This is a genomic window from Streptomyces sirii, from assembly GCF_045690365.1.
Lineage (GTDB): Bacteria > Actinomycetota > Actinomycetes > Streptomycetales > Streptomycetaceae > Streptomyces > Streptomyces sirii.
Window position 1 is genome coordinate 1,655,461 of sequence record NZ_CP147982.1, and the last position, 26,712, is coordinate 1,682,172.

A 26,712-nucleotide genomic window follows, 5' to 3' on the forward strand; every position below is an offset into this window, starting at 1 on the left:
TCAGCGGCCTCCCTGCGCGGAGGTCGCCGGGGCGGTGGCGTCCTCGGCGGCGTAGAGCCGGTCGCCGAGCCGCATCAGCTTGTCGAGGGACTGCGGGGCCGTCATGACCTCGGCGTGCATCGAGGTGTCGACGTCGATGGTGAAGAAGTCGTCGATCCGGTCGGCCCACTCCTGCCAGTACGCGATGCCGTCCACGGTGGGCAGGTCGGAGTTCGGGAAGAGCACCATGTGCTCCTCGAAGGCGCCGAAGAACTTGCCGCCCCGGTTGCGCAGGTAGTAGCAGCGCAGTCCGTCGCGCCGCGGCAGCGGGTCCACCGTGTACTTCTCGCCCTGCGTGGCCTCGAAGTAGCGGGAGAGCTGCCGGACGCGGGAGCGCAGCTGCGCCTCGGTCTTGCTGACGCCGCGGTCGAGGGCGGCGGCGATCAGGGAGTCGAGGAACGCCGTGGTGTCCAGGGTGGTGTCGACCTCGTCGCGGCGCAGGATGGGGCTGGCGCCGCCGTGCGAGTCGAAGCGGTTGTTGCCGAGGATCAGGTTGACGGCACGGAAGTCGCTCACCTTGGTGACCACGTCGGCGTCGAAGTTCCCGCCGACGATGAGGGCGTTGGCCTTGTTGGTGGATTCGGCGTCCAGCGTGTCCAACATGACCAGCGTGCGCACGTCGGCGCCCTTGAGCTGGAGCTGGCGCACGGTCTCGTACGCGAACAGGCCGCCCAGGGAGAACCCGCCGATGTCGTAGGGGCCTTCCGGCTGTACGGCGAGGATGAGGGACGCGTAGTGCTCGCCCATGGCGTACTGGCCGGTGAGGATGTCGGTGGAGTCGATCCAGCCCTTGGGCTGGATGCCGTAGAAGGGGCGCGGGCAGCGTGCGGCCAGCGGGGCGTAGGACTCCACGCCGCCGTTGCCGTGGTGGATCCAGAAGACCGGCCGGCCGGAGGTGACTCCGTTCATGCGGACCAGTTCGGGGAAGTCGCCCGGCGCGGCGGGCTCGGCGCGCCGTACCGGTGCGGCGGCCGCCGGGGTCGGCTCGGCCGGAGCCGGCTCGACCTCGGCCACCGCAGCCGGCTCCGGGGCCGCGGCCGTGCCGGCGATCGCATCGACGACGTCCTGCAGCGTTTCGCAGCCGGCGATGACGTCGAGGGTGAGGGACGCGTCGATGTGGGTCTGCGCCTGGGTGAGGAACTGCATCATGAAGATGGAGTCGAAGCCGTAGTCGCCCAGGGACTTGTCCCACCGCAGGGTCTCCACGTCGACCTCCAGCAGCGTCGCCATGAGGTCCGCGACGAGGTCTCCCACGGCCTGCCGATCGACCGGTTCGTCGGCCGGTGCGGCGGCGGGTGTCGGTGCGGTCGCGGGCGTCGGCTCGGTGGCCGGTGCGGCGGCCGGCGTCGGTGCGGCGGCCGGTGCGGGTTCGGCAGCGGCCGCCGGCTCGTGGTGCGTCCCCGGCTCGGGGAGCGCCGGCAGGAAGCGCTCCCGCATCCGGGCGTGGTCGCCGTCGAGGGCGATGGCGCTGGGCAGGCCGGCCGCCCAGACGCGGTCCAGCGCCTCGACGCCCACGGATGCGCGCATCGGCCGCATGCCCACGGACTCCAGCAGGTGGACGGTCGACGGGTCGGCGCCCATGCCGCCCTTCTCCCACAGCGGCCAGTTCACCATCAGGGTGCGGCCCGACCGGCTGCCCCGGTCCACCAGCAGGGCGCGGTGGGCGGCGTATCCGTCCATGAAGGCGTTGGCGGCGGCGTAGTCGGCCTGTCCGACGTTGCCGAAGGCGGCCATGGAGGAGAAGCCGATGAAGCAGTCGAGCGGGACGGCGGCGGTCGCCTCGTCGAGGTGGTACAGCCCGGCCACCTTGGCCGCGAACACCGCGCGGAGGTCGTCCGCGGTCTTCCTGGCCACGAAGCCGTCGCGCAGCACTCCGGCGGCGTGCACGATGCCGTGCAGCCCGCCGAACTCGGCCTGGACCTCGCGTACGGCCCGGGTCACGTCGGCGCGGTCGGCGACGTCGAGCACCCGGTAGTCGGCACGGGCACCCAGGGCGCGCAGGGTGGCCAGCAGTTCGCGCTGTGCCGGGCCGGCCGGGCTGCGGCCGCACAGGACCAGCGCGGGCGACTCGACGCGCCGGGCGATGTCCTCGGCGAACAGGGCGCCGAGCCCTCCGGCGCCGCCGGTCAGCAGGTACACACCGCCGTCGCGCCAGGGCAGTTCGGGGGCGGCCGGTGCCATCTCGCGCCACTGGGACACCTGCCGGCGTCCGCCGCGGTAGCGCACGGCCTCCTCGGCCGGGTCGGCGCCGTCGCGCCGCAGCCGTCCGGCCAGCTCGGCCGGGGACAGGTCGCCGGCGCCGTCCAGTTCGATCCACTGCGTCAGCAGCTTGGGGTGCTCCATACGGGCCGTGCGGAGCATGCCGCTCAGGCCGCCCAGCCAGGGGGCGTGTGCGGGAGTGACGACCTGGACCAGGCGCGGCGGCCGGGCGGTCTGCTGCGCCTTGTCGCGCAGCAGCTCCAGCAGCCGCTCGGCGTACTCGGTATAGCGGGCGGGGGTCTCGCCGCGGGCCTGCCAGGTCTCGCAGGTGGCGCCGCCGAGTGCCCCGGCGAGCGCGGTGGCGTCCGTCTCGGGGAGTTCGCACAGGACGATATGCCGCTCGACGTCGTCGCCGTGGTGCTGCGGTGCCGCGCCCTCGCGCCAGTCCGCCTGGATCAGCAGGGCGGGCGCGGCGGCCGGTTCGGCGGCGCGGGGCGCCGGGCCCGGCTTCATCCGTGTGCTGAAGCCCAGCAGCCGTACGCAGACGTTGCCCCGCGTGTCGCACAGGTCGATGTCCAGGCGGCGTACGCCGGAGTCGCGGCGGTCGTCCGCGGCGCGGGTCACCAGCGCCCAGCCCTCGACCGGGGTGGGGGCGAGAACCTGTACCTCGCGCACGGTGAACGGCAGCGCCGTCCCCGCCGGGGCGTCGCCGTGCTCGGCGAGCGACAGTCCCAGGGTGGCCTGGAGGGCGGCGTCGAGCATGCCCGGGTTGAGCGTCGACGTGGCCGCCGCCTCCTCGGGGAGGAGCAGCCGCGCCAGGGCGGTGTCCGCACCGTGGTACAGCTCCCGCACGCCCCGGAACGCGGGGCCGTATGCCAGGCCCATGCGTGCGAACAGCGCGTAGCACTCGGCGCCTTCGCGCCGGACGGGGAGGTTCGCGCGCAGTGCGTCGATGTCGTGGGTGTGGTCGGCGGCGAGGAGGGCGGGGTCGGTGTGCGCGGTGCCCTTGGCGTGCAGGACGCGGTCGCCGTCGCCTTCGGCGTACACCTCGAACGCCCCACCGTCCGGGGCCACTTCGACGGTGAGGGTGCGCGGCGCCGTCACCTCCAGGGGGCGCAGCCAGGTCACGTCGCGCAGGCGCACGCCCGTGGCGGTGCCGTGGGCCGCGGCCCGTACGAGCGCGTCGCGCACGAACTCCAGGTAGGCGGCGCCGGGCAGGACGGGCGTGTCCGCCACGCGGTGGTCGCGCAGGTAGAACTCGTGCCCGCGCAGGTCGCGGCGGTAGGGCGACGGTGGTGCGGTCGGCGCCGCGGCCACCGGTGCGGGGGGCCGCGGGGTGCTCGGCGTAGCGCGCTTGGCGTCGGCGATCCAGTAGCGCTGCAGCTGGAACGGGTAGACGGGCAGCGGGATGCGCCGCATCGGGCGGCCGGCGTACAGGCGCCGCCAGTCCACGTCGAAGCCGGTGACCCAGAGCTTGAGCAGGCGGCCGAGCTTGCCCTTGGCTATCCAGCTGTCGATGGCGAGGGCGATGTCGTCGTCGCCGGCCAGCTCGTTCCACGGCCCCTGGCGCTGGGCCCGCCCGGTGTGCAGCCCCTGTGCGGTGCCGCGGTCGAGGAAGGTGCCCAGCCGCTCGCGCAGATCGGCGAGCGAGTCGGTCAGGAAGGCGAGGCGCTCGTCCATCGCGACCCGGCCCACCTGCAGCGTGTACGCGAGGTCCGGCAGGTCGGACTCGCCGAGCCGGCCCGAGTCGATCCAGTCGGCCAGCTGCCGGGCCCTGGCGCGCAGCAGCTCGGGCTCCGGGGCGGACAGGACGACGGCCACCGGGTCCGGCGTGTGCACGGGTGGAGCGGTGGGCGGCACGTACTCCTCAAGGACGACATGGGCGTTGACCCCGCCGAAGCCGAAGGAGCTGACGCCGGCCCGGCGCGGCAGCTCACGGCCCTCCGCGTCGCGCAGCGCCGGCCAGGGCTGCTGCTCGCGCACCAGGTGGAACGGACTGCCGTCGAGATCGATGTACGGGTTGACGGTGTCGCAGTGCAGGCTCTTGGCGAGCGTGCGGTGCCGCATCTGGAGCAGCACCTTGATCACACCGGCGACGCCCGCGGCCAGTTCCAGATGCCCGATGTTGGTCTTCACCGAGCCGACACCGCAGTGCGCCTCCTCGACCACCGCACCCCGTTCCTCGTACATCTCACGGAACGCCGCCTTGAGCCCGTTGATCTCGATCGGATCGCCGAGCGGGGTGCCGGTGCCGTGCGCCTCGATGTAGCCCACGGTCCGCGGGTCGATCCCGGCGGCGCGGTAGGCCCGCCGGATCAGTGCGGCCTGGGCCTTGGGGTTGGGCGCGGTCAGGGAGTTGGAGCGGCCGCCGTGGTTCTCGGTCGTCGCGCGGATCAGACCGTAGACGTGGTCGCCGTCGCGCTCGGCCGCCGAGAGGCTCTTGAGCACCAGCATCCCCACACCCTCACCACGGGCATAGCCGTCGGCACGGTCGGAGAAGGTCTTGCAGCGGCCCTCGACGCTGAGCATCCCGGACTTGCCGAAGCTGATGTGGCCGTCGGGGATCACCATGGTGTTGATGCCGCCGACGACGGCCATCTCGCACTCGCCGCGTTCGATCGAGACGACGCCGCGGTGCATGGCGACCAGGGAACTCGAACAGGCGGTCTCGATCGGCTCGCTGGGCCCGTGCACGTCCAGGAAGTAGCTCATCCGGTTGGGGCCGACGGAGGGCACGCTGCCCGTGGGCGTGACGCTGTCGCCGCGGCCGCTGCTGCGGTCGGAGAGCAGGCCGTAGCCGGTGTCGCTGGTGCCGACGAACAGGCCGAGGCTGCTCCCGGCCAGGGCGTCGGCGGCGTAGCCGGCGTCCTCCAGCGCCTTCCACACGTACAGCATCAGCAGGCGCTGCTGGGGGTCCATGTGGACGGCGTCCCTCGGGGCGATGCCGAAGAACAGCGGATCGAAGTCGGCGACGCCGTCCATGAAGCCGCCCCACTTGACGTTGGTGCGGCCCGGCTCCTGCAAGGGGTCGCCGAACAGGGCGCGCCAGTCCCACCGGTCGGCGGGGACCTCGGCGATGCAGTCGCGGCCGTCGCGCAGGTTCCGCCAGAAGGCGTCGAGGTCCTCGGCCTGGGGGAAGCGGCCGCTCATGCCGACGACCGCGATCGGGTCGTCCCGCCGGTCGGCGGGCGCGGGGACGGGTACGGCGGCCCGTGCGGGGAGGGCCGCGGCCGGCGCGGGCGGGCCGGCGGGCGCCACGGCCGCGGGCGCCACGGCCGCGGGCTCCGCAGCCGGCGGCTCCGCGGCGGCGCCGGGCGACCGCAGTCCCAGGCGGGCGGCGAGCGCCGGGCCGTACTCGTCGACCAGGTGGGCGCCGAAGGCCTGGATCGTCGCGTGCTCGAACAGCACGGTGGGCACCAGCTCCAGGCCCAGGGCGTCGTTCACCATGTTCACCAGCTGGGTGATGACGAGGGAGTCGAGCCCGTACTCGCTGAGGTCGACATGCACGTCCAGGTCGTCCGGCGTGACCTTCAGCAGCTCGCAGACCTTCTCCACCACGACGGCGCAGACCCGCTCCGTCAGGGCCTCGGTGTCGGCGGCGTCGGCCGGCCGCGCGGCCGGTATCGGTGCCTGCGCCTGCTTCCAGTCGCGGATCAGGCGGAGCGCTTCGTCCTGTCCCACCTGTCCCTCGCGTATGAGCCGGTGCAGATCGTCCAGGGATGTGATGCGGGTGGTGCTCATGCCAGGCTCCTCTTGAATTCGTCCGCGCTCATCTCGCGCCGGCCAATGGCTTCGATCAGGTCCAGCAGGTAGGCGTCATCGGCCCCGGACGGCGGCTCGGGTGCCGCTTCGGCGAGCCGGGCGGGCCCGCCGTCAGCGGTGGGCTCGCCGCCGCCGAGCGTGCGGACGCTGAAGCCGCGCAGGCGTACGCACACCTCGCCGTCGTCGTCGCACAGGTCGAGGTCGAGGCGGCGCACCGCGCCCACGTGGTCGTCCTCGGCGAAGCGGACGACCACCCATCCGGTGTCCGGGACCGCCCTGGGCACCTCCAACTCGGCCAGGGCGAACGGCAGTGCCGTGCGCGGCGTGCCGGGGTCGTCGACGAAGAGGCCGACCGTGGCCTGCAGGGCGGCGTCGAGCATGGCCGGGTTGAGTACGTGGCCGCTCTCGCGGGACGCGGCGGCGGGCAGCCGCAGCCGCGCCACCGACTGCCGCGAGCCGGTGTGCAGGCGCTCGATACCGCGCAGTGCCGGGCCGTAGGCCATACCGATGCCGGTGAAGCGTGCGTAGCAGGCCTCGGCGTCGAGCACGGGGCCGTCGCACTGCGCGCGCAGGGCCGCGAGGTCGAGCCGCTCGGCGGGCCCGGTGGTCGCGGCGCGCAGCTGGCCGCGGCCGAAGACGACGCGTTCGCCGTCCTCGTCCAGTACGTACACCTCGTAGCCCAGTCCGCCGCCCGCCCGAGTGGTCAGCGCGGTGTGCACGTCGGTCGCCTGCTCCACGGTGAGCGGGCGCATCCAGGAGGCCAGCTTCAGCGACCAGGCGTGTGCGTCGCCGCCGGCCGCCAAGGCCGCGGCGGCGCGCGCCATCTCCAGGTAGGCCACCGCCGGCAGCACCGGTACGGCGTCCACGGGGCCGTCGGTGGCGGTGGGCCGGCCGCCGGGACGCCAGGTGGAGACCGTGTCCATCACCCGGGCGCGTACGCGGTGGTCGGTGAGGTAGAACTCGCGGCCGGTGAAGTGCGAGGTGTAGCGGGTCCCGTTGAGGTCCGAGGTGTTGGTGTGCACCAGCGGGTGCAGTGCCGCCGGCTGGGTGCCGTTCGCGGGCCGCGTGGTGTCGACCCAGTAGCGCCGGAGGCGGAACGGGTAGGTCGGCAGGGCGATCCGGCGCGGGCGGCGCCCGGTGTGCAGGCGGTCCCAGTCGACGGGGGCGCCGTCGACCCAGGCCTGGAGCAGACGGGTCCACTCGGGCCGGTCCGCGGCGGAGCGGTCGTCGTGCGGGCCGAACCCGGTCGGTGCGTCCGGCAGGTCGACGCCGCGCGGGACCGTGCCGCGGAAGACGCCGGCGACGGGCTCGCCGCGCAGCCAGGACTCCAGTGCCTCCCGCAGTTCGCCGGTGGTGCGGGCCAGGCAGGCCAGACGCTCGGTCATGGGCGTGCGTCCGGTCTGCGCGGTGTAGGCGATCGACGCCATGTCGGTGTCGGCGTAGTCGCCGCGGCGCAGCGCGTCCACCCAGCGCTCGGCGAGTTCGCACAGCACGTCGGGGTGGCTCGCCGACAGCACGACGGGGACCGGTGCGGTGGGCGCCGGGTCCGGCTCGGGCGCCGTGCGCGGCACGTACTCCTCAAGGACGACATGGGCGTTGACCCCGCCGAAGCCGAAGGAGCTGACGCCGGCCCGGCGCGGCAGCTCACGGCCCTCCGCGTCGCGCAGCGCCGGCCAGGGCTGCTGCTCGCGCACCAGGTGGAACGGACTGCCGTCGAGATCGATGTACGGGTTGACGGTGTCGCAGTGCAGGCTCTTGACCAGGGTGCGGTGCCGCATCTGGAGCAGCACCTTGATCACACCGGCGACGCCCGCGGCCAGTTCCAGATGCCCGATGTTGGTCTTCACCGAGCCGACACCGCAGTGCGCCTCCTCGACCACCGCACCGTGCTCCTCGTACATCTCACGGAACGCCGCCTTGAGCCCGTTGATCTCGACCGGGTCGCCGAGCTTGGTGCCGGTGCCGTGCGCCTCGATGTAGCCGACCGTCCGCGGGTCGATCCCGGCCCTGCCGTAGGCCTCCTTCAGGAGGGCGGCCTGGGCCTTGGGGTTGGGCGCGGTCAGCGAACTGCCCCGGCCGCCGTGGTTCTCGGTCGTCGCGCGGATCAGACCGTAGACGTGGTCGCCGTCGCGCTCGGCCGCCGACAGGCTCTTGAGCACCAGCATCCCCACACCCTCACCACGGGCATAGCCGTCGGCACGGTCGGAGAAGGTCTTGCAGCGGCCCTCGGGGCTCAGCATGCCCGCCTTGGAGATGCTGATGTGCCCGTCGACGCTGACCATCGTGTTGACGCCGCCGGCGATGGCCATGTCCGACTGGCCGTCGCGGATGGCCTGTACGGCCCGGTGCAGGGCGACGAGCGCGCTCGAACAGGCCGTGTCGACGGGCTCGCTGGGGCCGTGCAGGTCCAGGAAGTAGCTCATCCGGTTCGGGCCCATCGAGGGGGCCGCGCCGGTGATGTCGTACCCCTCGATCACCGGCGAGTACCGGGTGACCAGGGTGCTGTAGCCGGTGCTGGTGGTGCCGGCGATGAGGGCGGTGTTCGTGCCGGCGAGGGCGCCCGCCGAGTAGCCGGCGTCCTCCAGCGCCTTCCACACGTAGAGCATCAGGAGCCGCTGCTGCGGGTCCATCAGCTCCGCTTCCTTGGGGGAGATGTCGAAGAACAGCGGGTCGAAGTCGCCCACGCCGTCCATGAAGCCGCCGGACGTCACATTGGAGGTGTTGGGATCCCTGACGGGGTCGCCGTAGTGTGCGCGCCAGTCCCAGCGGTCGGTGGGGACCTCACGGGTGCAGTCGCGGCCCGCGCTGAGGTTCTCCCAGAACGCGTCGAGGTCGTCGGCCATCGGGAAGCGGCCGCTGATGCCGATGACGGCGATCGGCTCGTTGCCGGGCGCCTCCGTACGGGACGGGGCGGCGCCGGCCGTCGCGGGCTCGGGGGCCGCGGGGGCCGCCGCGGGCGGTGGTGACTGCGGTGCCGAGGTGGCGGCGACGCGGTCGGCGTGGTGGTCGAGGAGGTGGTCGACCACCCCGTCCAGGGTGGGGTTCTCGAAGAACAGGGTCGGGGCCAGCGAGAGCCCGAACTCGGCGTTGAGCTCGTTGGCGAAGCCGATGAACGACAGGGAGTCGAAGCCGTAGCGGGTCATCTCGGCCGCGCCGGTGATCCGTTCGGCGGGCACGTCCAGCAGGACGGACACGCGGGCGATCAGCCTCTTCAGCAGCGCCTTGTGCTGCTGCTGCCGGCCGGCCGGCGCGGTGGGCGCGGCGGCGTCTGCGGGCCCGGCGGCGCGCTCGGGCGCGGGAGCCGGCGGGAGTGTCCCGAAGCGGTCCGGGTGGTTGTCGAGCAGATGGTCCACGACCTCTCCCAGGGTCAGGTGTTCGGCGAAGGGCTTGGGCGCGGGCGGGAGCCCGAACTCCGTGGTGAGGCGGGCGGCGAACGCGGTGAGCGAGACCGGGTCGAACCCGTACTCGCTCAGCTCCACCGCGCCGTCGAGCTCCTGCGACGGCACGCCGAGCACCGCGGAGGCGTGGCCGAGGGCGCGGCCGAGGACCATCGCGCGAAGCGCGGCGCGGTCGGGTGCGGTCACCGCCGGTGCGGCGCCCGCGGACCGCGGGGCCGCCAGGAGGGTGGCGTCGATGCGGGCGCGGTCGCCGAAGACGGCCAGGACGTGCGCCTCGCCGGTGCCGAAGGCGCGTTCCAGCGCTTCCACGCCGTGCGGGGCGCGCATCGGCACCATGCCGACGCTGTCGTGCAGGCGGCGTTCGGTGGCGGCGTCGACCGTCATGCCGCCGTCGGCCCACAGGGGCCAGCCGACGACCAGGGTGCGACCGCGGCGCTCGCCGCCGGCCACCCGCTCGTGGCGGAGGCCCGCGTAGGCGTCCATGAAGGCGTTGGCCGCGGCGTAGTCGCCCTGGCCCTGGTTGCCGTAGGCCGACAGCGAGGAGAACCCGATGAAGCAGTCCAGGTCGAGGGCGGCGGTGGCCTCGTCGAGGTGGACGAACCCGGCGACCTTGGCGGCGAGGACCTCCCGCAGCTCTGCGGCGCTCTTACGGGCCAGGTAGCCGTCGCGCACCACACCGGCGGTGTGCACGACGCCGTCGAGGCGGCCGTGTTCGGCGACGATGCCCTGCACGCAGGCGGTCACGGCGTCGCGTTCGGCGACGTCCAGCATCCGGTAGGCGGCCGATGCCCCCAAGTCGGCCAGTTCACACAGCAGTTCACGCTGGGCGGGGCCTTCCGGCGAGCGCCCGCAGAGCACCAGGGCGGCGCCGGGCGCCTGCCGGGCGATCTCGCGGGCGAACAGCGCGCCGAGCCCGCCGGCTCCCCCGGTGAGGAGGTAGACGCCGCCGGCCTTCCACGGGCGGACCGGCCGGGTGTCCTCGATGGCGGTCCACTGCGGCACCCGGCGCTGCCCGCCCAAGTACCGCACGGCCTCGTCGTCGGGGCTCGCCGCGTCCTGGCGCAGACGCGCGCACAGTGTCGCGGTGTCGATGGGCGTCGCCGTCTCGACGAGCTGGGTCAGCAGCCTGGGGTGCTCCATGCGGGCCGTGCGCAGCAGGCCGCCCAGGCCCGCGAGGACCCGGTCGTCGCCGTCGGCGGGCACGACCACCTGCAGCAGGACCCGCCCGTCGCGGGTGGCCGGGACGAGCTGCTGGAGGCGGGCCAGCACCGTCTCGGCCTGGCGGGTGAAGCGCCGGGCCGGGTCGCCGTCGTCGGGCAGCGCGGCGCAGGGCACGCCGAGCGCGTCCCGGACGGCGTCGGGGTCGGTCCCGGCGAGCGCGCCGAGCAGCACCTCGTGCCGCTCCGGCGGACGCGCCGCGCGGGCGGGTTCGGCCGGGCGCCAGCCGGCGCGCATCAGGGTGAGCGTGGCGTCCCCGGTCCCGTCGCCCGCGGTGTCGCCGTCCGCGGTGCCGTCGCTCCCGGCGAGGTCGTCGCCGGCGGACAGGACGCGGGCGGTGAACCCGAGCAGGCGTACGCACACCGCGCCGTCGTCGTCGCACAGTTCGATGTCGATACGGCGTACGGCTCCGCCACGGTCGCCCGCAGCGGGCCGCGCCACGGCCCATCCGTCGGCCGGGCCGGGTGCGAGCAACTGCACCTCCTCCACGACGAAGGGCAGCGCCGCCGCGGTGTCGGTATCGGTGTCGGTGTCCTCGGCCAGCGACAGGCCCAAGGTGGCCTGTACGGCGGCGTCGAGCAGCGACGGGTGCAGATCCCAGCCGGCGCCGTCCCGTGCTGCCGCCGGCAGACTCAGACGGGCGACGGCGAGCCCGGCTCCGACGTGCAGCCGACGGATACCCCGCATGGCCGGGCCGTAGCCGATGCCCATGCGGTCGAAGAGCCGGTAGCAGTCGTCGTGTTCGACGGTGCGCACGTCGCACCGGGCGCGCAGCGCGGCGATGTCCAGGCGCGCGGGTGACGGCGGCGCCCACCGCTCGATGCGTCCCTGCCCATGGACCACGGGCCCGTCGCCGCCGGGCGCCGTGGTGATCTCGTAGCCGAGAGCGCCGTCTCCGGCCGGCCGCAGCGCGATCTCGACCGGGGTCGGGCCGGTGACCGTCGCGGGGCGCGACCAGACGACGTTGCGCAGGCGGGCACCGGCGGGGTCGAGGCCCTCGGCCCGGGCCGCCGCGTACGCCAGCTCCAGGTAGGCCACGCCGGGGAGCACCGGTACCTCGCGCACCCGGTGGTCGTCGAGGAAGAACTCACGGCCCGTCAGCTCGACGGCGTAGGAGGGCGATCCGGGGTCGCGGTCCAGCCGCCGGCCCGCCAGCGGCGACGGAGCCGCGACCGGAACGGGGGCACCGACCGGCGCGGGGGCCGGGGGCGCGGCGGGTACCTCCGGCCGCGCCCCGACCCAGTAGCGCTCGCCCGCGAACGGGTAGGCCGGGAGGGACACGATCCGGAAGCCGCCGTCGCCGAAGAGCGGGGCGAAGCGCAGGTCCTGGCCCTGGGCGAAGAGTTCGGCAAGCTCGGTGAGGCCGTCGTGGCGGTCGGGCCCGGCCATCAGGCGGTCGGCGCGGGCGGCGGCCGCGGGGTCCTGGCGGCGGTGCCCGTCGGGCGCCTCACCGGTGACCACGTGCGCGGCCCGGCCGTCACGCAGCCAGGTTCGCAGGGCGCCGACGAGCTGCTCGCGGTCGGTGGCCACACCCGCCCAGCGGTGGCTGCAGTGGCGGCGCCCGGTGGCCAGGGTGTAGGCCATGTCGCCCAGGTCCAGGTCCTCGTGGGCGAGGACGTGCTCCAGCAGGCGCTCGGCCTGGGCGCGGCGGCCGGCGTCGTCCTGTGCCGACAGGACGATCAGCCAGGCCTGCCGCGGATCGTGCCCGGCGGTCCGCACGGCGGGGGCCTGTTCGATCAACGCGTGCGCGTTGGTGCCCGCGGCGCCGAACGAGCTGACGCCGGCGCGGCGCGGACCGTCGGCGGGCGCCGGCCACGGGCGCAGTTCGGTGTTGACGTAGAAGGGGCTGCCGGCCAGCGTGATCGCCGGGTTGGCCCGGCGGAAGTGCAGCGACGGGGGCAGCTGCTCGTTCCGCAGCGCGAGGAGCACCTTGATGACGCCGGCCACGCCCGCGGCGAACTGGGTGTGCCCCAGGTTGGTCTTGACCGACCCCAGGGCGCAGCCGCCCTCGGGCGCGTCGCCGAACGCGGCGCGCAGCGCCTCGAACTCGATGGGGTCGCCCAGCGGTGTGCCGGTCCCGTGCGCCTCGATCAGCTGGATGCCGGCGGGGTCGATGCCGGCACGCTCGTGGACGCCGCGCAGGAGGCGTTCCTGCGATCCGGCGCTGGGTGCGGTGAGTCCGTTGGTGGTGCCGTCCTGGTTCATGCCGGAGCCGCGGATCACTCCGTAGACCTGGTCGCCGTCGCGCAGCGCGTCGGCGAGCCGCTTGAGCACGACCACGCCGGCGCCCTCCCCCGGCACGAAGCCGTCGGCGCGCTCGTCGAAGGTGTGGCAGCGGCCGCGGGCGGACAGCATGTTCGCCCGCACGGCGGACCGGTAGAAGATCGGCGTGGACTGGACGAAGACCCCGCCCGCCAGCGCCATGGAGGTGTTGCCCAGGCGGAGGTCCTGGCAGGCCTGGTGGACGGCCACCAGCGAACTGGAGCAGGCGGTGTCGACCGACAGGGCGGCTCCCTGAAGGTCGAGGAAGTAGGAGATCCGCGAGGCGATGACCGAGGAGATGTTGCCCCACAGGGTCTGCGGTGGCGCGTCGTCGCCGATCAGCTGCTGGTAGTCGCTGGGCGAGCCGCCGACGTAGACGCCGCATCCGCGGCCGTCGAGCCGTTCACCGGCGTAGCCCGCGTCCTCCAGGGCGTGCCAGCACTCCTCCAGGAAGATCCGCTGCTGAGGGTCGGTGTGGGTGGCCTCCTTGCCGGACATGCGGAAGAACCAGGCGTCGAAGCGCTCGATGTCGTCGACGAAGCTGCCGTACTGGCGCTCGGCGCCCGCGCCCAGCTCCTTGGCCATGTCCCAGCGGGTGACCTCGCCGACCAGGTCGTCGCCCGCGGCGAGGTGTGCCCACAGGGCGGCGGCGTCGGGCGACTGCGCGAACCGGGCGGCGATGCCCACCACGGCGATGCCGTCGTCGTCCGGGGTGTTCGGGACGACCCGGGCGTCCGGGGCGTCCGCGGAAGCCGGGACGGGAGCCGGGAGGGCGGGCGCCGCCGCGGCGGAGGCGACGGGAGCGGCCGGAGCGACGGCCTCGGCCGCCGGCTCGCGCAGGGCGCCGGAGGACCTCAACTGCGCTGCGTACCGGGTGACCAGATGGTCCGTCAGCCGGTCGAGCGAGCTGTGCTCGAACAGCGCGGTGCTCGGCAGATCGACGGCGAAGGCGTGGTTGACCGCGGCGACGAGCTTGACGCTGAGGATCGAGTCCACGCCGTAGTCGGAGAAGGACGCCTGGGGGTCGATCTCGTCGGGCTCCATCATCAGCACGCGGGACAGCTCGGCCAGCAGCAGCTCACCGGCCTGGTACCGCACGGTCGCCGCGTCCATGTCCGGCGTCCGCTGCGCGGGGGCCGGCCGGGCGGTCTCGGGCGACGGGGCGGGCTCGGCCGACGGCGCGGCGGAAGGGCCGTCCGCGGCCTCCGGGGTCGGCCGGCGCCGGCTCGGAGCGGCGGCCGTCGGCCAGTAGCTCCTGCGCTGGAACGGATAGGTGGGCAGCGGGGTACGGCGCACGTCGAGGCCGGCGAACAGCGGGGCGAAGTCGACCGTCTCGCCGCTGAGGTACCGGGCCCGGGCGCGCTCCGGCGCGCTGTCGCCACGCCCGGCGGCGCTGTCGCCGCGCCCGTCGGCCAACCAGGCCGCGAGCTGATGTACGAGCGCCTCGCGGTCGGCGGCGACGAAGGCCGCACGGTGGGTGAAGTGGTCCCGGCCGACCGCCAGCGTGTAGCCGACGTCGCCCAGGGGGGCGTCGGGGGTGCGGCGCAGATGCGCGAGGAGGTCCTCGGCGCGGCGGTGCAGCGCCTCGGGCTGCTGGCCGGACAGGACGAACAGCAGCTCGCCCGCGGCGGGTTGGCGCTCGTCACGGTCCGGGGCGTTCTCCACGACCATATGGCCGTTGGTGCCGCTGAAGCCGAACGCGCTCAGGGCCGCGACGCGCTTTCCCTGGCCGTTGGGCTGCCACGGCCGCAGCGTGGTGTTCACGTGGAAGGGGCTTTCGGTGAGTCGGATGGCGGGGTTGGGGTCGTGGTGGTGGAGGGACGGCGGGATCTGGCCGTGGCGCAGCGAGAGCACGACCTTGAGCAGGCTCGCCACGCCCGCGGCGGAGGTGGTGTGGCCGAGGTTCGTCTTGATCGAACCGAGGGCGCAGGTGTCCGGGCCGCCGGCCGTGCCGAACGCGCCGACCAGGGCCTGGCATTCGATGGGGTCGCCGAGCTGGGTGCCGGTGCCGTGCGCCTCGACCATGCCGATCTCGGCCGGGTCGATGCCGAATTCGGTGTGCACCTGGCGGATCAGGCGCTCCTGCGACAGGGCGCTGGGTGCGGTGATGCCGTTGGTGGCCCCGTCCTGGTTGACGGCGGAGCCGCGGATCACGGCGTGGATGTGGTCGCCGTCGGCCAGCGCGTCGGACAGCCGGCGCAGCACCACCACGCCCACGCCCTCGCCGGGGACGAATCCGTCGGCGGCGGCGTCGAAGGTGTGGCACTTGCCGGTGGGCGAGAGCATCCCGCCGCGGCCGGCCGCCAGGTAGGTGTTCGGGGTGGTCTGGACGCTGACGCCGCCCGCGAGGGCCATGTCGGTCTCGCCGGTCCACAGGCCCTGGCAGGCGAGGTGCAGGGCGACCAGTGAGCTGGAGCAGGCGGTGTCGACCGCGACGGCGGGCCCCTGGAGGTTGAGGTGGTAGGCGATGCGCGCCGGGACGACCGAGGGCGCGTTGCCCCATGCCGCCTGGGCGGGCGGGGCGTCCTCGAACCACTGGGGGTAGTCGCCGCCGGTGCAGCCGGCGTAGACGCCGCATCGGCGGCCGTCCAGCGAGGAGCCCGCGTAGCCGGCGTCCTCGATGGCCGCCCACGCCTGCTCCAGGAACAGCCGCTGCTGAGGGTCGGTGTAGGTGGCTTCGAGGCCGGTCAGGTGGAAGAAGCGGGCGTCGAAACGGTCGATGCCGTCGAGGAAGCTGCCGGCGCGGCAGGGCAGTTCGTCCCGGCTGTAGCCGGACAGGTCCCACCGTTCGACCGGGCCGACGAGGTCGCGGCCGGCGGCGAGGTGCTGCCAGAGGGCGTCGGGGTCGTCCGACTCCGCGAAGCGGCCGCTGATCCCGACGATGGCGATGGGCTCGCGCCCTTCGGGGCGGTGCGGTGCTCCGGTGGTGTCCGGCGCGGGCACCGGTGCCGGTGCGGTGGGGGCCGGCGCGGCAGGGGTCGCCAGTTGCGGCCGGTGGCTCTCGGCGATGTGGGCGGCGAGCTGCGTGATGCTGCGGTAGTCGAAGATGACCGTGGTCAGCAGGTCGATCCGCAGCTCCTCGTTGAGGCGCCGGACGAACCGGGCGCCGACGATGGAGTCGAGGCCGTAGTCGGCGAACGCCTGGTCGGGGCCGATCCGGTCGGCGGGCATCCGCAGCGCGTCGGCGAGCTCGGCCAGGACCACGTCCTTGACGGTCCGGGCCGCGGCGGAGGCGGGGGCCGGGGCCGCGGGCTCCGCCGGCGGCCGGGCCGAAGCGCCGCTCACCTCGGGCCCTTCCCAGAGCAACCGCGGGCTGCGGGCGAGGCCGTCGCCGTGGGCCACGACGACCTGCTGCCCGAGCGCCAGGGCGTCCCGCGCCGGATGGCCGATACCGGTGAAGCCCTCCTGCTCCAGTACGAGTTGCCAGGCCTCGGGCGACAGCGCGGGGCTGCCGGGCACCCGCAGTTCGGCGTCGTCGTAGAGCCACCAGCCGTCCAGCAGGCCGAAGGTGAGGTGGTTGACGAGGTAGAAGCCGCTGATCTCGTTGAGGGCCAGCAGACCGTTGCCGCGCAGCAGTGCCTTGGCGTGCCGCAGGGCCGGGCGGATGTTGTCGGTGGCGTGCAGCACGTTGGCCGCGATGACGACGTCGAAGGCGCCGGTGTCGAGCCCCTGGACGTGCGGGGGCCTGGCGGCGTCGAAGACGCGGTAGGTGAGGTGGTCGCGGCCCGGCCCGAAGGTGTCCTGGGCGTTCTGAAGGAAGGCCTGGGACAGGTCGGTGAAGCAGTACTCGGCCAGGTCGACCCCTTCGCGGGCGAGGCGGTCGAGCACCGGGCCGGTGGTGCCGCCGGTGCCCGCGCCGATCTCCAGCACTCGCAGGCGGGCCCCCGGATCGGCGTCCCGGCGCGCGCGCAGGAAGGCCGCCACGTGTGCGGCGAGGACGGCGTTGAAGTGCCCGGCCACGCGGTTGTCGCGGTAGACGCCTTCGACGAGGGAGAACCCTCCCTGGGGGAACAGCACGTCGGTGGCGCGCACCCGGCCGCACAGGATGTCGGTGAGTGCGGGCAGGGTCTGGTCCAGCAGGTTCAGCGGTGCCCGCAGATCGGGGTTGGCGGCGGCCCAACCCGGGGTCCGCGCGGCCCAGTCGGCGCGGCAGGCGTCGGCGTCCCGGGCGGTCGGGCAGCCGGCGCTCCAGCGACCCTGCTCGTCGAGCATTCCGTGCTCGGCGAGCGCGCGCAGGGTGGCCGAGAGCCAGCCGTCGAACCGCGCGTCGACGCCCTGCCGCTCCTTCCACTCGGCCAAACCGTCGCGCGGCTGCTCCAGGCCCGCCCGGCGCAGCTCGGCGGCGAGGCGGCGGAGCAGGTACGCGTCGATCTCGCCCGGGACCGGGCCCGCGTGGTAGGCGGCAAGGTCGGCGGGCAGGGCGGGGGCCACGGCGCCGCCGCGGGCCGCCGCACCGTGCGCCTGTGGGGTCAGCGTCTCCGCGGTGAGCACTCCCTCGACGGGCAGCGGGCGGCCCAGGCGCATGAAGCCGATCTGGTGCAGCGGGCCGGCCAGGAGCCTTTCCAGTGCGCCCATCGCCGTGGCGGGGTCGATCGGGGCCAGCCCCATGGAGGTCACATCGCGCAGCAGCTCGTCGGGGACGTTGTCCCAGTAGCCCCAGTTGACGACCTTGACCCGGCAGTCCAGCGCCGCGCGCAGGGCGTCGGCGCGGGCGTCCTCGTAGGCGCAGGCCGCCGAGTAGTGCGCCTGGTGGGAGTTGCGGATGAAGCTCACCAGCGAGGAGATCAGCAGGATGAAGTCCAGGCCGCGGCCGGCGAAGACGTCGGCGAAGTGCACGCAGGGGTCGACCTTGGCCGCGAGGGTGGCCTCCAGCTCGTGCTCGGTCATCCGGGCGAGCGGGGTGTGGCTGAAGACCATCGCCAGATGCACCACACCGTCTATCCGGCCGTGGCGGCGGACGACCTCGTCCCGCATGCGGGCGAGCGCGCCGGGGTCGGAGGCGTCGGCCGAGAGGTAGACCGGGCTCCGCCCGCCCGCCGCGACCCGGGCCGCCTTGGCCCGGATGCCGTCGTCCTCGGCGCGCCGGCCGACCCAGACGACCTGTGCGTCGTGCTGCCGTACGAGGTACTCGCTGAGCAGCACGCCGAGGTCGCCCGCGCCGCCGATCAGCACATAGACGCCGTTGCGGCGCAGCACGGGCTCGGCGGGCGGCTCGGTGGCGTCCACCGGCAGGAGCTGGCGGCGCAGCCACTGGCCGCCGCGGCGGGCCAGCGGATGGGCGCGGCGGTCGGCGGGCAGCGCGAAGACCTCGTCGGCGACGAACGGTTCGCCGTCGGCCAGGTCGACCGCGCGGATGCGCCAGTGCGGCTGCTCCTTGGCCAGTCCGCCGATCAGGCCGTGCAGGCTCGCCTGCGCCGGATCGGCGGCCCGGGAGCCGCCCGCGTCGAACGCGTCACGGGTCACGAGGGTGAGCCCGAGCCGCTGCTCGTCCCGGGTGAGGGCGAGTGCCTTCAGGACGCGGAACATGCGCCGGATCGCCACGCGTTGGGCGCTGATCCGCGCCTCGGCGCCGTCGTGGTCGGCGGCGGTCGGGAACTGCAGGACGAGGTGGTCGAAGTCGTCGCCCAGACGGGCGAGTTCGTCACGTACCTCCTCGGCGGACGAGGCGCCGGAGGTGTCCAGCACCACGGTCTCCGGGCGGCGGGCGGTCAGCTCCGCGAGGACGTCCGGTTCGAGGCCGATCGCCACGACTCGGGAGGCCGCGGAGGGGTAGGGGCTGCCGCGCAGCAGCCGGGCGGGCTCCCAGACGGGGTGCAGGGTGAGGTCGCCCGCGGGCAGCTCGTAGGAGTTGGCCGGTTGGGCGGGCGGGGTGGGGACGGCGGGTGCCGTCGTGGCGACGACGGGCGCCGTCGCCGGCGCGGCCGCCACGGCGGGGCGCGGTGCGGCGGCCGGCACCCGCGCGGCGTCGCCGAACGCGGCCGGGTTGTCCGCGAGTTCCGGTAGTCCGTCGGTGTACCAGTAGCGCTCCCGGGCGAACGGGTAGCCGGGCAGGGCGACCTTGCGCGGGGTGACCCCCTCGGTGTGGAGGCGGGCCCAGTCGACGGTCAGGCCGCTGGTCCAGGCCTCGGCCAGCGGCGCCAGCTTGCCGCGCCGCGCCCAGCGCACGACCGTCTCCTGGAAGTCCTCGTCGGTGAGGAAGTCCCGGGTCGCGCCGGCCCGTTCGTCGCCGGCGCCGAGGTAGGCGCCCGCGGGCAGCCCGCCGCCGAGCGCGCAGGCGTCCAGCGCGTCGACCAGGGCGGGCAGCGCGTCGGCGACCACGGCGAACCGTGCGGTCATCGCCTCGCGGCCGACCTGGAGCGTGTAGGCGATGTCGGGCAGGTCCGCGTCGCTCCACCGCTCCGTGCGCAGCGCGTCGCGCAGCCGGCCGGCCGACTCGCGCAGCCGCTCCTCGTCGAAGGCGGACAGCACCACGACGACGGGTTCGCCGCGGTGCGCGGGCGCGCGGTCCGTCCCGGCGGGATCCGCGACGTACTCCTCGATCACGACATGGGCGTTGGAGCCGCCCGCGCCGAACGAGGAGAGGCCGCCGAGGCGCGGGCGGGTGCCGGTCCGCGGCCAGAGCGCGGCTTCGCGCTGCAGGACGAAGGGGCTGTCGGCGAAGTCGATCTCGGGGTTGACGCGTTCGGCGTGCAGGGACGGTACGAGCATGCCGTGCCGCATCTGCAGCAGCAGCTTGGCCAGGCCCGCGATGCCCGCGGCGGACTCCAGGTGACCGATGTTGGACTTCGCCGAGCCGATGGCGCAGAAGTTCCGGTCGTCGGTGAACTCGCCGAAGGCCGCGTTCAGCCCGGCGATCTCGATCGGGTCGCCCAGCGAGGTGCCGGTGCCGTGCGCCTCGATGCAGCCGATGTCCCGGGGGTCCACGCCGGCCCGGCGCCAGGCGCTGCGGATGACCGCCGCCTGCGCGAGCGGGTTCGGCACGGTGAATCCGTGGGTGTGGCCGCCGTGGTTGACGGCGGTGCCGCGGATCACGCCGAGGATGCGGTCGCCGTCGGCGACGGCGTCGGCGAGCGGGCGCAGCAGCACCGCGCCGACGCCCTCGCCGGGCACATAGCCGTCGCCACCCTCGCCGAAGCTGCGGCAGCGGCCGTCGCTGGAGGCGAACTGCCCCTCGCCGATCATCAGGTACTTGCCCGGGTGCACCGACAGGTTGACCCCGCCGGCCAGGGCGACACCGCACTCCCCGCGCTGGAGGGCGGCGCAGGCGAGGTGGATCGCGGACAGCGCCGAGGCGCACATGGTGTCGACGGTGGCGCTGGGGCCGCTCGCGTCGAGGAAGTACGAGACGCGGTTGGCGATGGACGCCAGGCTCCCCGGGACGACGATCGGCTCGCCGCGCACGCTGTACTCGGCGCCGTAGAGCTGGTACTCGGAGTACATCGCGCCGACGAACACCCCGATGTCACCGGCATCCTCGGCCACCCGGGCGCCGGCCGCGGCGCGCAGGGCGTCGCGCGTGTAGCCGGCGTCCTCCAGGGTGCTGTGGGAGCACTGCAGGAACAGCCGCTCCTGCGGGTCCATCATGGACGCCGCCTTCGGCGAGATCCCGAAGAACAGCGGGTCGAACTCGTCGATCCCGTCGAGGAAGCCGCCCCACTTGCTGTACGTCCTGCCGGGCACGCCGCGACGGGCGTCGTAGTAGCGGCCGTGGTCCCAGCGGCCGGCGGGGATCTCGGTGACGCTGTCCCGGCCGGCGAGCAGGTTCTCCCAGTAGGCGTCCAGGTCGGGGGCACCGGGGTAGCGGCCGGCCATGCCGACGATGGCGATGGGCATCTGCCGCCCGTCGCGGAGCGGCTCGGCCGCCTCGGCCGCCGGGTGGGCGGCGGTGGCGGGAGCCGGGACCTCGACGGTGCGCTCCGGGGCGGCGGTCGGCTCGGGTTGGGTGGAGGAGGGCCCGGTGGGTGAGGGCTGGGCGGACGAGGGCGCGGTCGACGAGGGCGCGGAGCCCTCACCCGCCAGTCCGACCAGCGCCGCCAGCGCGTCGGGCTGGGTGCGCAGGAAGTGCCGTACGAGGCCGTCGACCGTCCGCACCTCGAAGAACAGGGTGCTGCCGACGTTGTCGAGACCCTTGCGGACCGCCTCGGTCAGCTGGACGACCAGGATGGAGTCGATGCCGTAGCGATCGAAGGAGACATCGGCCCGGATGTCGGAGACCGGCAGTTGCAGGGTGTCCGCGACCAGGGTGCGGAAGTGGTCGCGGGCCAGGTCCGCGAGCCGCTCGTCGTCACGCGCGCCAGGGGCGGCGTCGGCGGCGGCCGAAGTCGGCGCCGGGGCGGGCGGTTGCGGCTCGGCGAGCCGAGGCCGCGCCGACGGGAGGGTGCCGCGGAAGGCGGACTCCCCGTCCGGCAGCGGCTGGCGGATCGCTCCGTCGCTCTCGGCGACGATCACCTGCTGGCCGAGGTCGTCGGCACCCTCGGCGGCGACGAACGCCGCGCGGAAGCCGACCTCGCCGAGCACCCGCCGCCAGCTCTCCGGCGCCAGGCCCGGAGAACCGGCGATCCGCGGCGCCGGGTCGTCGTAGAGCCACCAGCCGTCCAGCAGGCCGAACGTGAGGTGGCTGAAGAGGATGTTGTCGCTCAGCTCGTTGAGCAGCAGCAGGGCGTGGGGCCGTGCGGCGGCCTTGGCGTTGCGCAGCGTCGCGCGGATGTTGCGGGTCGCGTGCAGCACGTTGGTGGCGATCACCACGTCGTACTCGCCGGGGGCCACCTCCTGGCCCGCCAGCGGCTGCTCGGCGTTGAAGAGCCGGGCGTCCAGGTACGGGGCGAGCTCGCCGTACTCCCGTCGCGCGTGCAGCAGGAACGCCTTGGAGATGTCGGTGTAGCTGTAGGTGTCGATGTGCCCGGCCCACGGCCGCAGCCTGCGGAACACGGTGGCGCTGGTGCCGCCGGTGCCGGCGCCGATCTCCAGGATGCGCAGGCGGGCGGACGGGTCCTCGGCCAGCCGGCGTTCGAGGTAGTCGACCAGGGTGTCGGCGAGCACATCGTTGAAGTAGTCGGCGACCGGGTTGTTCTTGTAGACGCCCTCGACCAGTTCGAGCGAGGCGTGGGGGAACATCACGTCGGTGGCCCGGCGGCGGCCGGTGAGGATGCCGGTCAGCGCGCGCAGCGTGGTGTCGACGAGGACGGCCTGGGGGCGTTTGGCGTCGTCGGCCAGCCACGGCTGCCGTGCCCGGTCCCAGTCGGCCCAGGCGTCGTCGAGGGATCCGCTACGGGTGTCGAGGGCGGCGTAGGCGTCCTCGCCCGCGCGGCGCAGACGGCCCGCGTCGGCGAGTACGGCGAGGGTGTGCTCGGTCCAGCGCTGGTAGCGGTCCTCGATGCCGCCGACGGCGCGCCACTCGGCGGCGGTGGCCGCGCGGCCGTCGCGGAACAGGCCCAGGGACGAAAGCAGCGCCCAGGTGATGTCGACGAGTGCGTCCTGCATGGCGCCGGCGTGGCCGCCCGCCTGCTCGCGCAGCCGCGCGATCTCGGCGCTGCGGTCGGGGCGGTCCTCGCCCAGCGCGCCGATCAGGGACGGGGCGGTGGCGGCCGGGTGGGTGAGGGCGTCGGCGTCGTGGAGGCCGTCGATGCTGCGGGTGTCGGTGGCCTTGAGCAGTGCCAACTGCGGGTACGGGGAGGCCAGCAGGGCGTCGAAGGCGGCCATGCCCTCGTCCGGTTCGATCGAGCCCAGGCCGAGCGCCGCCATGCGCCGGCGGTAGCCGTCGGCGGTGACGATGCCGACGCCGGCCCAGTAGCCCCAGTTCATGACCTTGACCGGGCAGTCGAGCCGGGTGGCCAGGTGCTCGGCGTAGGCGTCGGCGAAGGTGCAGCCCGCCGCGTAGTTGGCCTGGCCGGGGGCCTTGAAGAAGGCCTGCATGGAGGAGAAGAACGCGAGGAACTCAAGCGGCTGGCCGGCGAAGGCGTCGGCGAGGTTCACCGCGATGTCGGCCTTGGCGGCGTAGGTCGTGCAAAACCGCTCCTCGTCCATCCGGGCCAGGGTCTGGTCGCCGAGGACGATCGCGGTGTGCAGGACGCCGCGCACGGGTCCGTGCCGCCGCACGATCTCCTCGCGGGCGCGGCGCAGCGCGTCCGGATCGGTCGCGTCGGCCTGGATGTAGTCCGGTGCGGGGCCGTGCGCCGCCAGTGCTTCCTGCCGGGCGGCGATATCGGCGTCCAGGGGGCGGCGGCCGATCCAGACGACCCGGGCGCCGTGCCGGCGCATCATGTGCTCGGTCCACACGGTGCCGATGCCGCCGGCGCCGCCGATGGCCACGAGCACACCGCCGGGCTCGGGCGGGGCGGCCACGGCGCCGGGCTCGTACGTCTCCAGCAGGCGCGGGCGGTACCACTCGCCGTGCCGGTGGGCCAGGGTCTCGCCGCGGGGGTCGGCGGGCAGTTCCAGCAGCGCCGACCAGGGCACGGGGGCGTCCGCCTCGACGTCGGCGACGCGGAGGTGCCAGTGCGGGTACTCCTTGGCCAGGGTGCCGGCGAGGCCGTGCACACCGGCGTGGGCGGGGTCGCAGCCGGCGTCGCCCGGCAGTCGGCGCGCCTGCCGGGTGACCAGCGTCAGGCCCAGTTCACGGGCGTCGGCGCCGTCGGCCAGGAGCGCCTTGACCAGGCGGAAGACGGCGAGGGGGGCGTCGCACCGCGCCCCGGCCGGATCGCCGGTGGCGCCGGCCGGAGCGAGCCAGAAGAGGTGCTCGGCGCCGGCGGGCAGCCGCGCGGCCAGCCGGTCGGCCGGCTCGTCGGCGCGGGCGTCCAGGACGGTGGCGTCCGGGTAGCGGCGGCGCAGTCCGTCCTGTTCCTCGGCGGTGCCGCCGAGCAGCACGACGCGGGCCTGCGGGTGGGGCCACGGTGCGGCGGGCGCGGCGGGCAGGGCGTCCCAGACCGGTGCCAGCAGCGTCGCGCGGGGGGCCTCGCGGGTCGGGGCGGTCGTCCGGCGGAACGCGTAGCCGCGCAGGCTCGTGCAGAGCCGTCCGTCGTCGTCGTACACGTCGATGTCGACTTTCGTCACGTCCTGGTCGGCGGCGGGGGCGTAGCCCTCGGTATGGCGCAGGTGGGCCCACATGCGCTCGGAGGTGGGGGCGAGGAGGTCGGCGGCGTCCAGGGCGAACGGCAGTGCGGGCGCGCCGTGTTGTTCGTCGAGCGTGCCGGTGGCGTCGCCGTAGAGGCCGACGACGGCCTGGACGGCGCTGTCGAGCATCGCGGGGTGCAGCGCGAAGGCGCCGTCGCGGGCGCCGTCGGGCAGTACGAGCCGGGCCAGCACCTCGCCGTCGCCGACGGCCAGGGTGTCGATGGCGCGCAGGCGCGCTCCGTGGCGGATGCCGACGGCGTCGAGGGCCTCTCGTACCTGGCTGTGCGACAGGGTGCGGCGGCCGCAGCGGGCCCGCAGGGCGTCCAGTCGCGCGGGCCGGGGCGCGCCGGGCGCGACGGTCCGGCCCTGGGCGTGCACGGCCGAGTCCTCGCGCAGGACGCGGAAGGCGTCGCCGTCCCGGTCGACGCGCAGTTCGGCGCCGCCGTCCCCGACGGGGAACGGCTCGGGCCACACCACGTCGCGCAGGCCGACCGGTGCGAAGGAGCCGCCGGTCACGGCGCGGCGGGCGACCTCCAGCGCGAGCACGCCGGGCAGTACGGCCCGGCCGCCCACGTGGTGGTCGGCCAGGAAGAACTCCTCGCCGTCGAGCCGCAGGCGGTAGGCGGCCCCGTCGCTGCCCTCGGGCGCCCGGCCGTCCCGGGTGCCGGTGGCGGCGTCGGCGCCGGTGTCGGTGTCGGTGTCGGTGTCGGCCCAGTAGCGCTGCCGCTCGAACGGGTAGGTCGGCAGCGACACTTGGCGGCGCGCGGCGGGCGCGAAGCTGTCGGCGAACCGGTCGGCCTCGCCCCGTACGTACGCCGCGGCCAGCGCGGCCGGGGCCAGGGCGCGCACACCGCCGACGGGGCGGGGGTCCGCGGCGGTCTCCCCCTGCAGCACCGTGTCGCCGGCGGTGCCGGACAGCCAGCGGCGCAGGCGGGCCGCCAGGTCGGGCAGGCCGGTGGCGACGACGGCCAGGCGGTGCGCGAAGTGGCTGCGGCCCGCGGCGAGGCTGTAGGCGACGGCGTCGGCGGGCAGGCCGGGTTCGCGGTCGAGGTGGGTGAGCAGCCGTTCGGCGACGGTTCGCAGGGCGGCCGGGGTGCGGGCCGACAGCAGGAAGGCGTGCTCCCCGCCCGCACCGGTGCTCTGGGGGACCGGGTGCTCCTCCAGTACGACGTGCGCGTTGGTGCCGCTGGCGCCGAAGGAGCTGACGGCCGCCCGGCGCGGGCCGCGGGCGGGCTCGGCCCAGGGCTGCGCGGTGGTGGTGACGGTGAACGGGCTGCCGTCGAGCACGACGGCCCGGTTGGCCTCCTGGAAGTGCAGCGACGGCGGGATCTGCCGGTGCCGCAGGGCCAGCAGCGCCTTGATGACGCCCGCGATGCCGGCGGCGAACTGGGTGTGCCCGATGTTGGTCTTGATCGATCCCAGGACGGCGCTCCCGGCCGGGGCGCCCTCGAACGCGCGGGTCAGCGCGCGGAATTCGATCGGGTCGCCGAGCTGGGTGCCGGTGCCGTGGGCCTCGACGAACTGGATACCGCCGGGCTCGATCCCGCATGCGGTGTGCACCTCGCGCAGGAGCTGTTCCTGCGAGGCGGCGCTGGGCGCGGTGATGCCGTTGGTGGTGCCGTCCTGGTTGATGCCCGTGCCGCGGACGATGCCGTAGATGTGGTCGCCGTCGCGGCGGGCGTCGGCGAGCCGCTTGAGGACGACCGCGCCCGCGCCCTCGCCCGGGACGAAGCCGTCGGCGCGGGCGTCGAAGCTGTGGCAGCGGCCGCTGGGCGAGAGCATGCCCGCGCGCGTCGCCGACGCGTACAGCCGCGGCGTGGTCTGGATGAACACCCCGCCCGCGAGGGCCATATCGGCGTCGCCGGAGAGCAGGTCGCGGCAGGCGAGGTGCAGCGAGACCAACGAGCTGGAGCAGGAGGTGTCGGTGGTGAGGGCGGGGCCCTTGAGGTCGAGGTGGTAGGCGATCCGGGAGGCGACGACCGAGCCCATGGTGCCCCACAGGGCCTGCGCCGGCGGCCGGGCGGCCAGCTGGTCATGGTAGTCGCCGGCGTAACAGCCCACGTAGACACCGCAGTTGCGGTGGGTCAGGCGTTCGCCGGTGTAGCCGGCGTCCTCCAGGGCGTTCCAGCACTGTTCGAGGAAGATCCGCTGCTGGGGGTCCATCGTGGCGGCCTCGACGCCGGAGATGGCGAAGAACACCGGGTCGAACCGGTCGATGCCGCGGACGAAGCCGCCGGCGCGGCAGGCCACGTCCTGGCCGAGAGGCCAGCGGGTCACCGGTTCGACGAGGTCGTGGCCGGCCATCAGGTGGTCCCACAGGGCGCGCGGGTCCTCGGCGTCGGCGTAGCGGGCGGCCATCCCGACGACGGCGACGGCGTCGTCGTCCGGCGCCGCGGCGGCGGTCGCCGGGGAGGCCGCCGCGCGCGGCGCGTCACCGCGGGTGGCGACGAGGAACGCGTGCAGGCGCTCGACGGTGCCGTGGTCGAACAGGTCGGTGGTCTCCAGCGCGGTGCCCAGGGCCGTGTTGAGCGTGTGGACCAGGTTCACGCCGAGGATGGAGTCCAGGCCGTAGTCGGCGAAGGGGCGGCGGCGCTCGATCTCGGCGACCGGCATCTGCAGGGCCTCGGCCAGCGCGTCGAGCAGGATGCGCTCGATGTCGGCGGTCCCGGCCGCCGCCGTCCCGGGCGGGGCGGCGGCCGGCGTCGTCTCCGGCTGCTCGCCGCCG

2 protein-coding genes (1 of these 2 only partly in view) are annotated in these 26,712 nt (G+C 74.7%); both read right to left on the minus strand.

Going from position 1 to position 26,712, the window contains the following annotated elements:
• Positions 1-5,979 carry an SDR family NAD(P)-dependent oxidoreductase gene (locus WAB15_RS07705; protein ID WP_407285771.1) on the minus strand — a complete coding sequence of 1,993 codons (5,979 nt, stop codon included), beginning with the start codon at positions 5,977-5,979 and terminating at the stop codon, positions 1-3.
• Positions 5,976-26,712: the 3' portion of an SDR family NAD(P)-dependent oxidoreductase gene (locus tag WAB15_RS07710; RefSeq protein ID WP_407285772.1), read on the minus strand. 3,491 nt of this gene lie beyond the right edge of the window; 20,737 of the gene's 24,228 nt are visible here — the last part of the coding sequence; the start codon falls outside the window, past its right edge; the stop codon is at positions 5,976-5,978. The genes WAB15_RS07705 and WAB15_RS07710 overlap by 4 nt, the downstream gene beginning before the upstream one ends.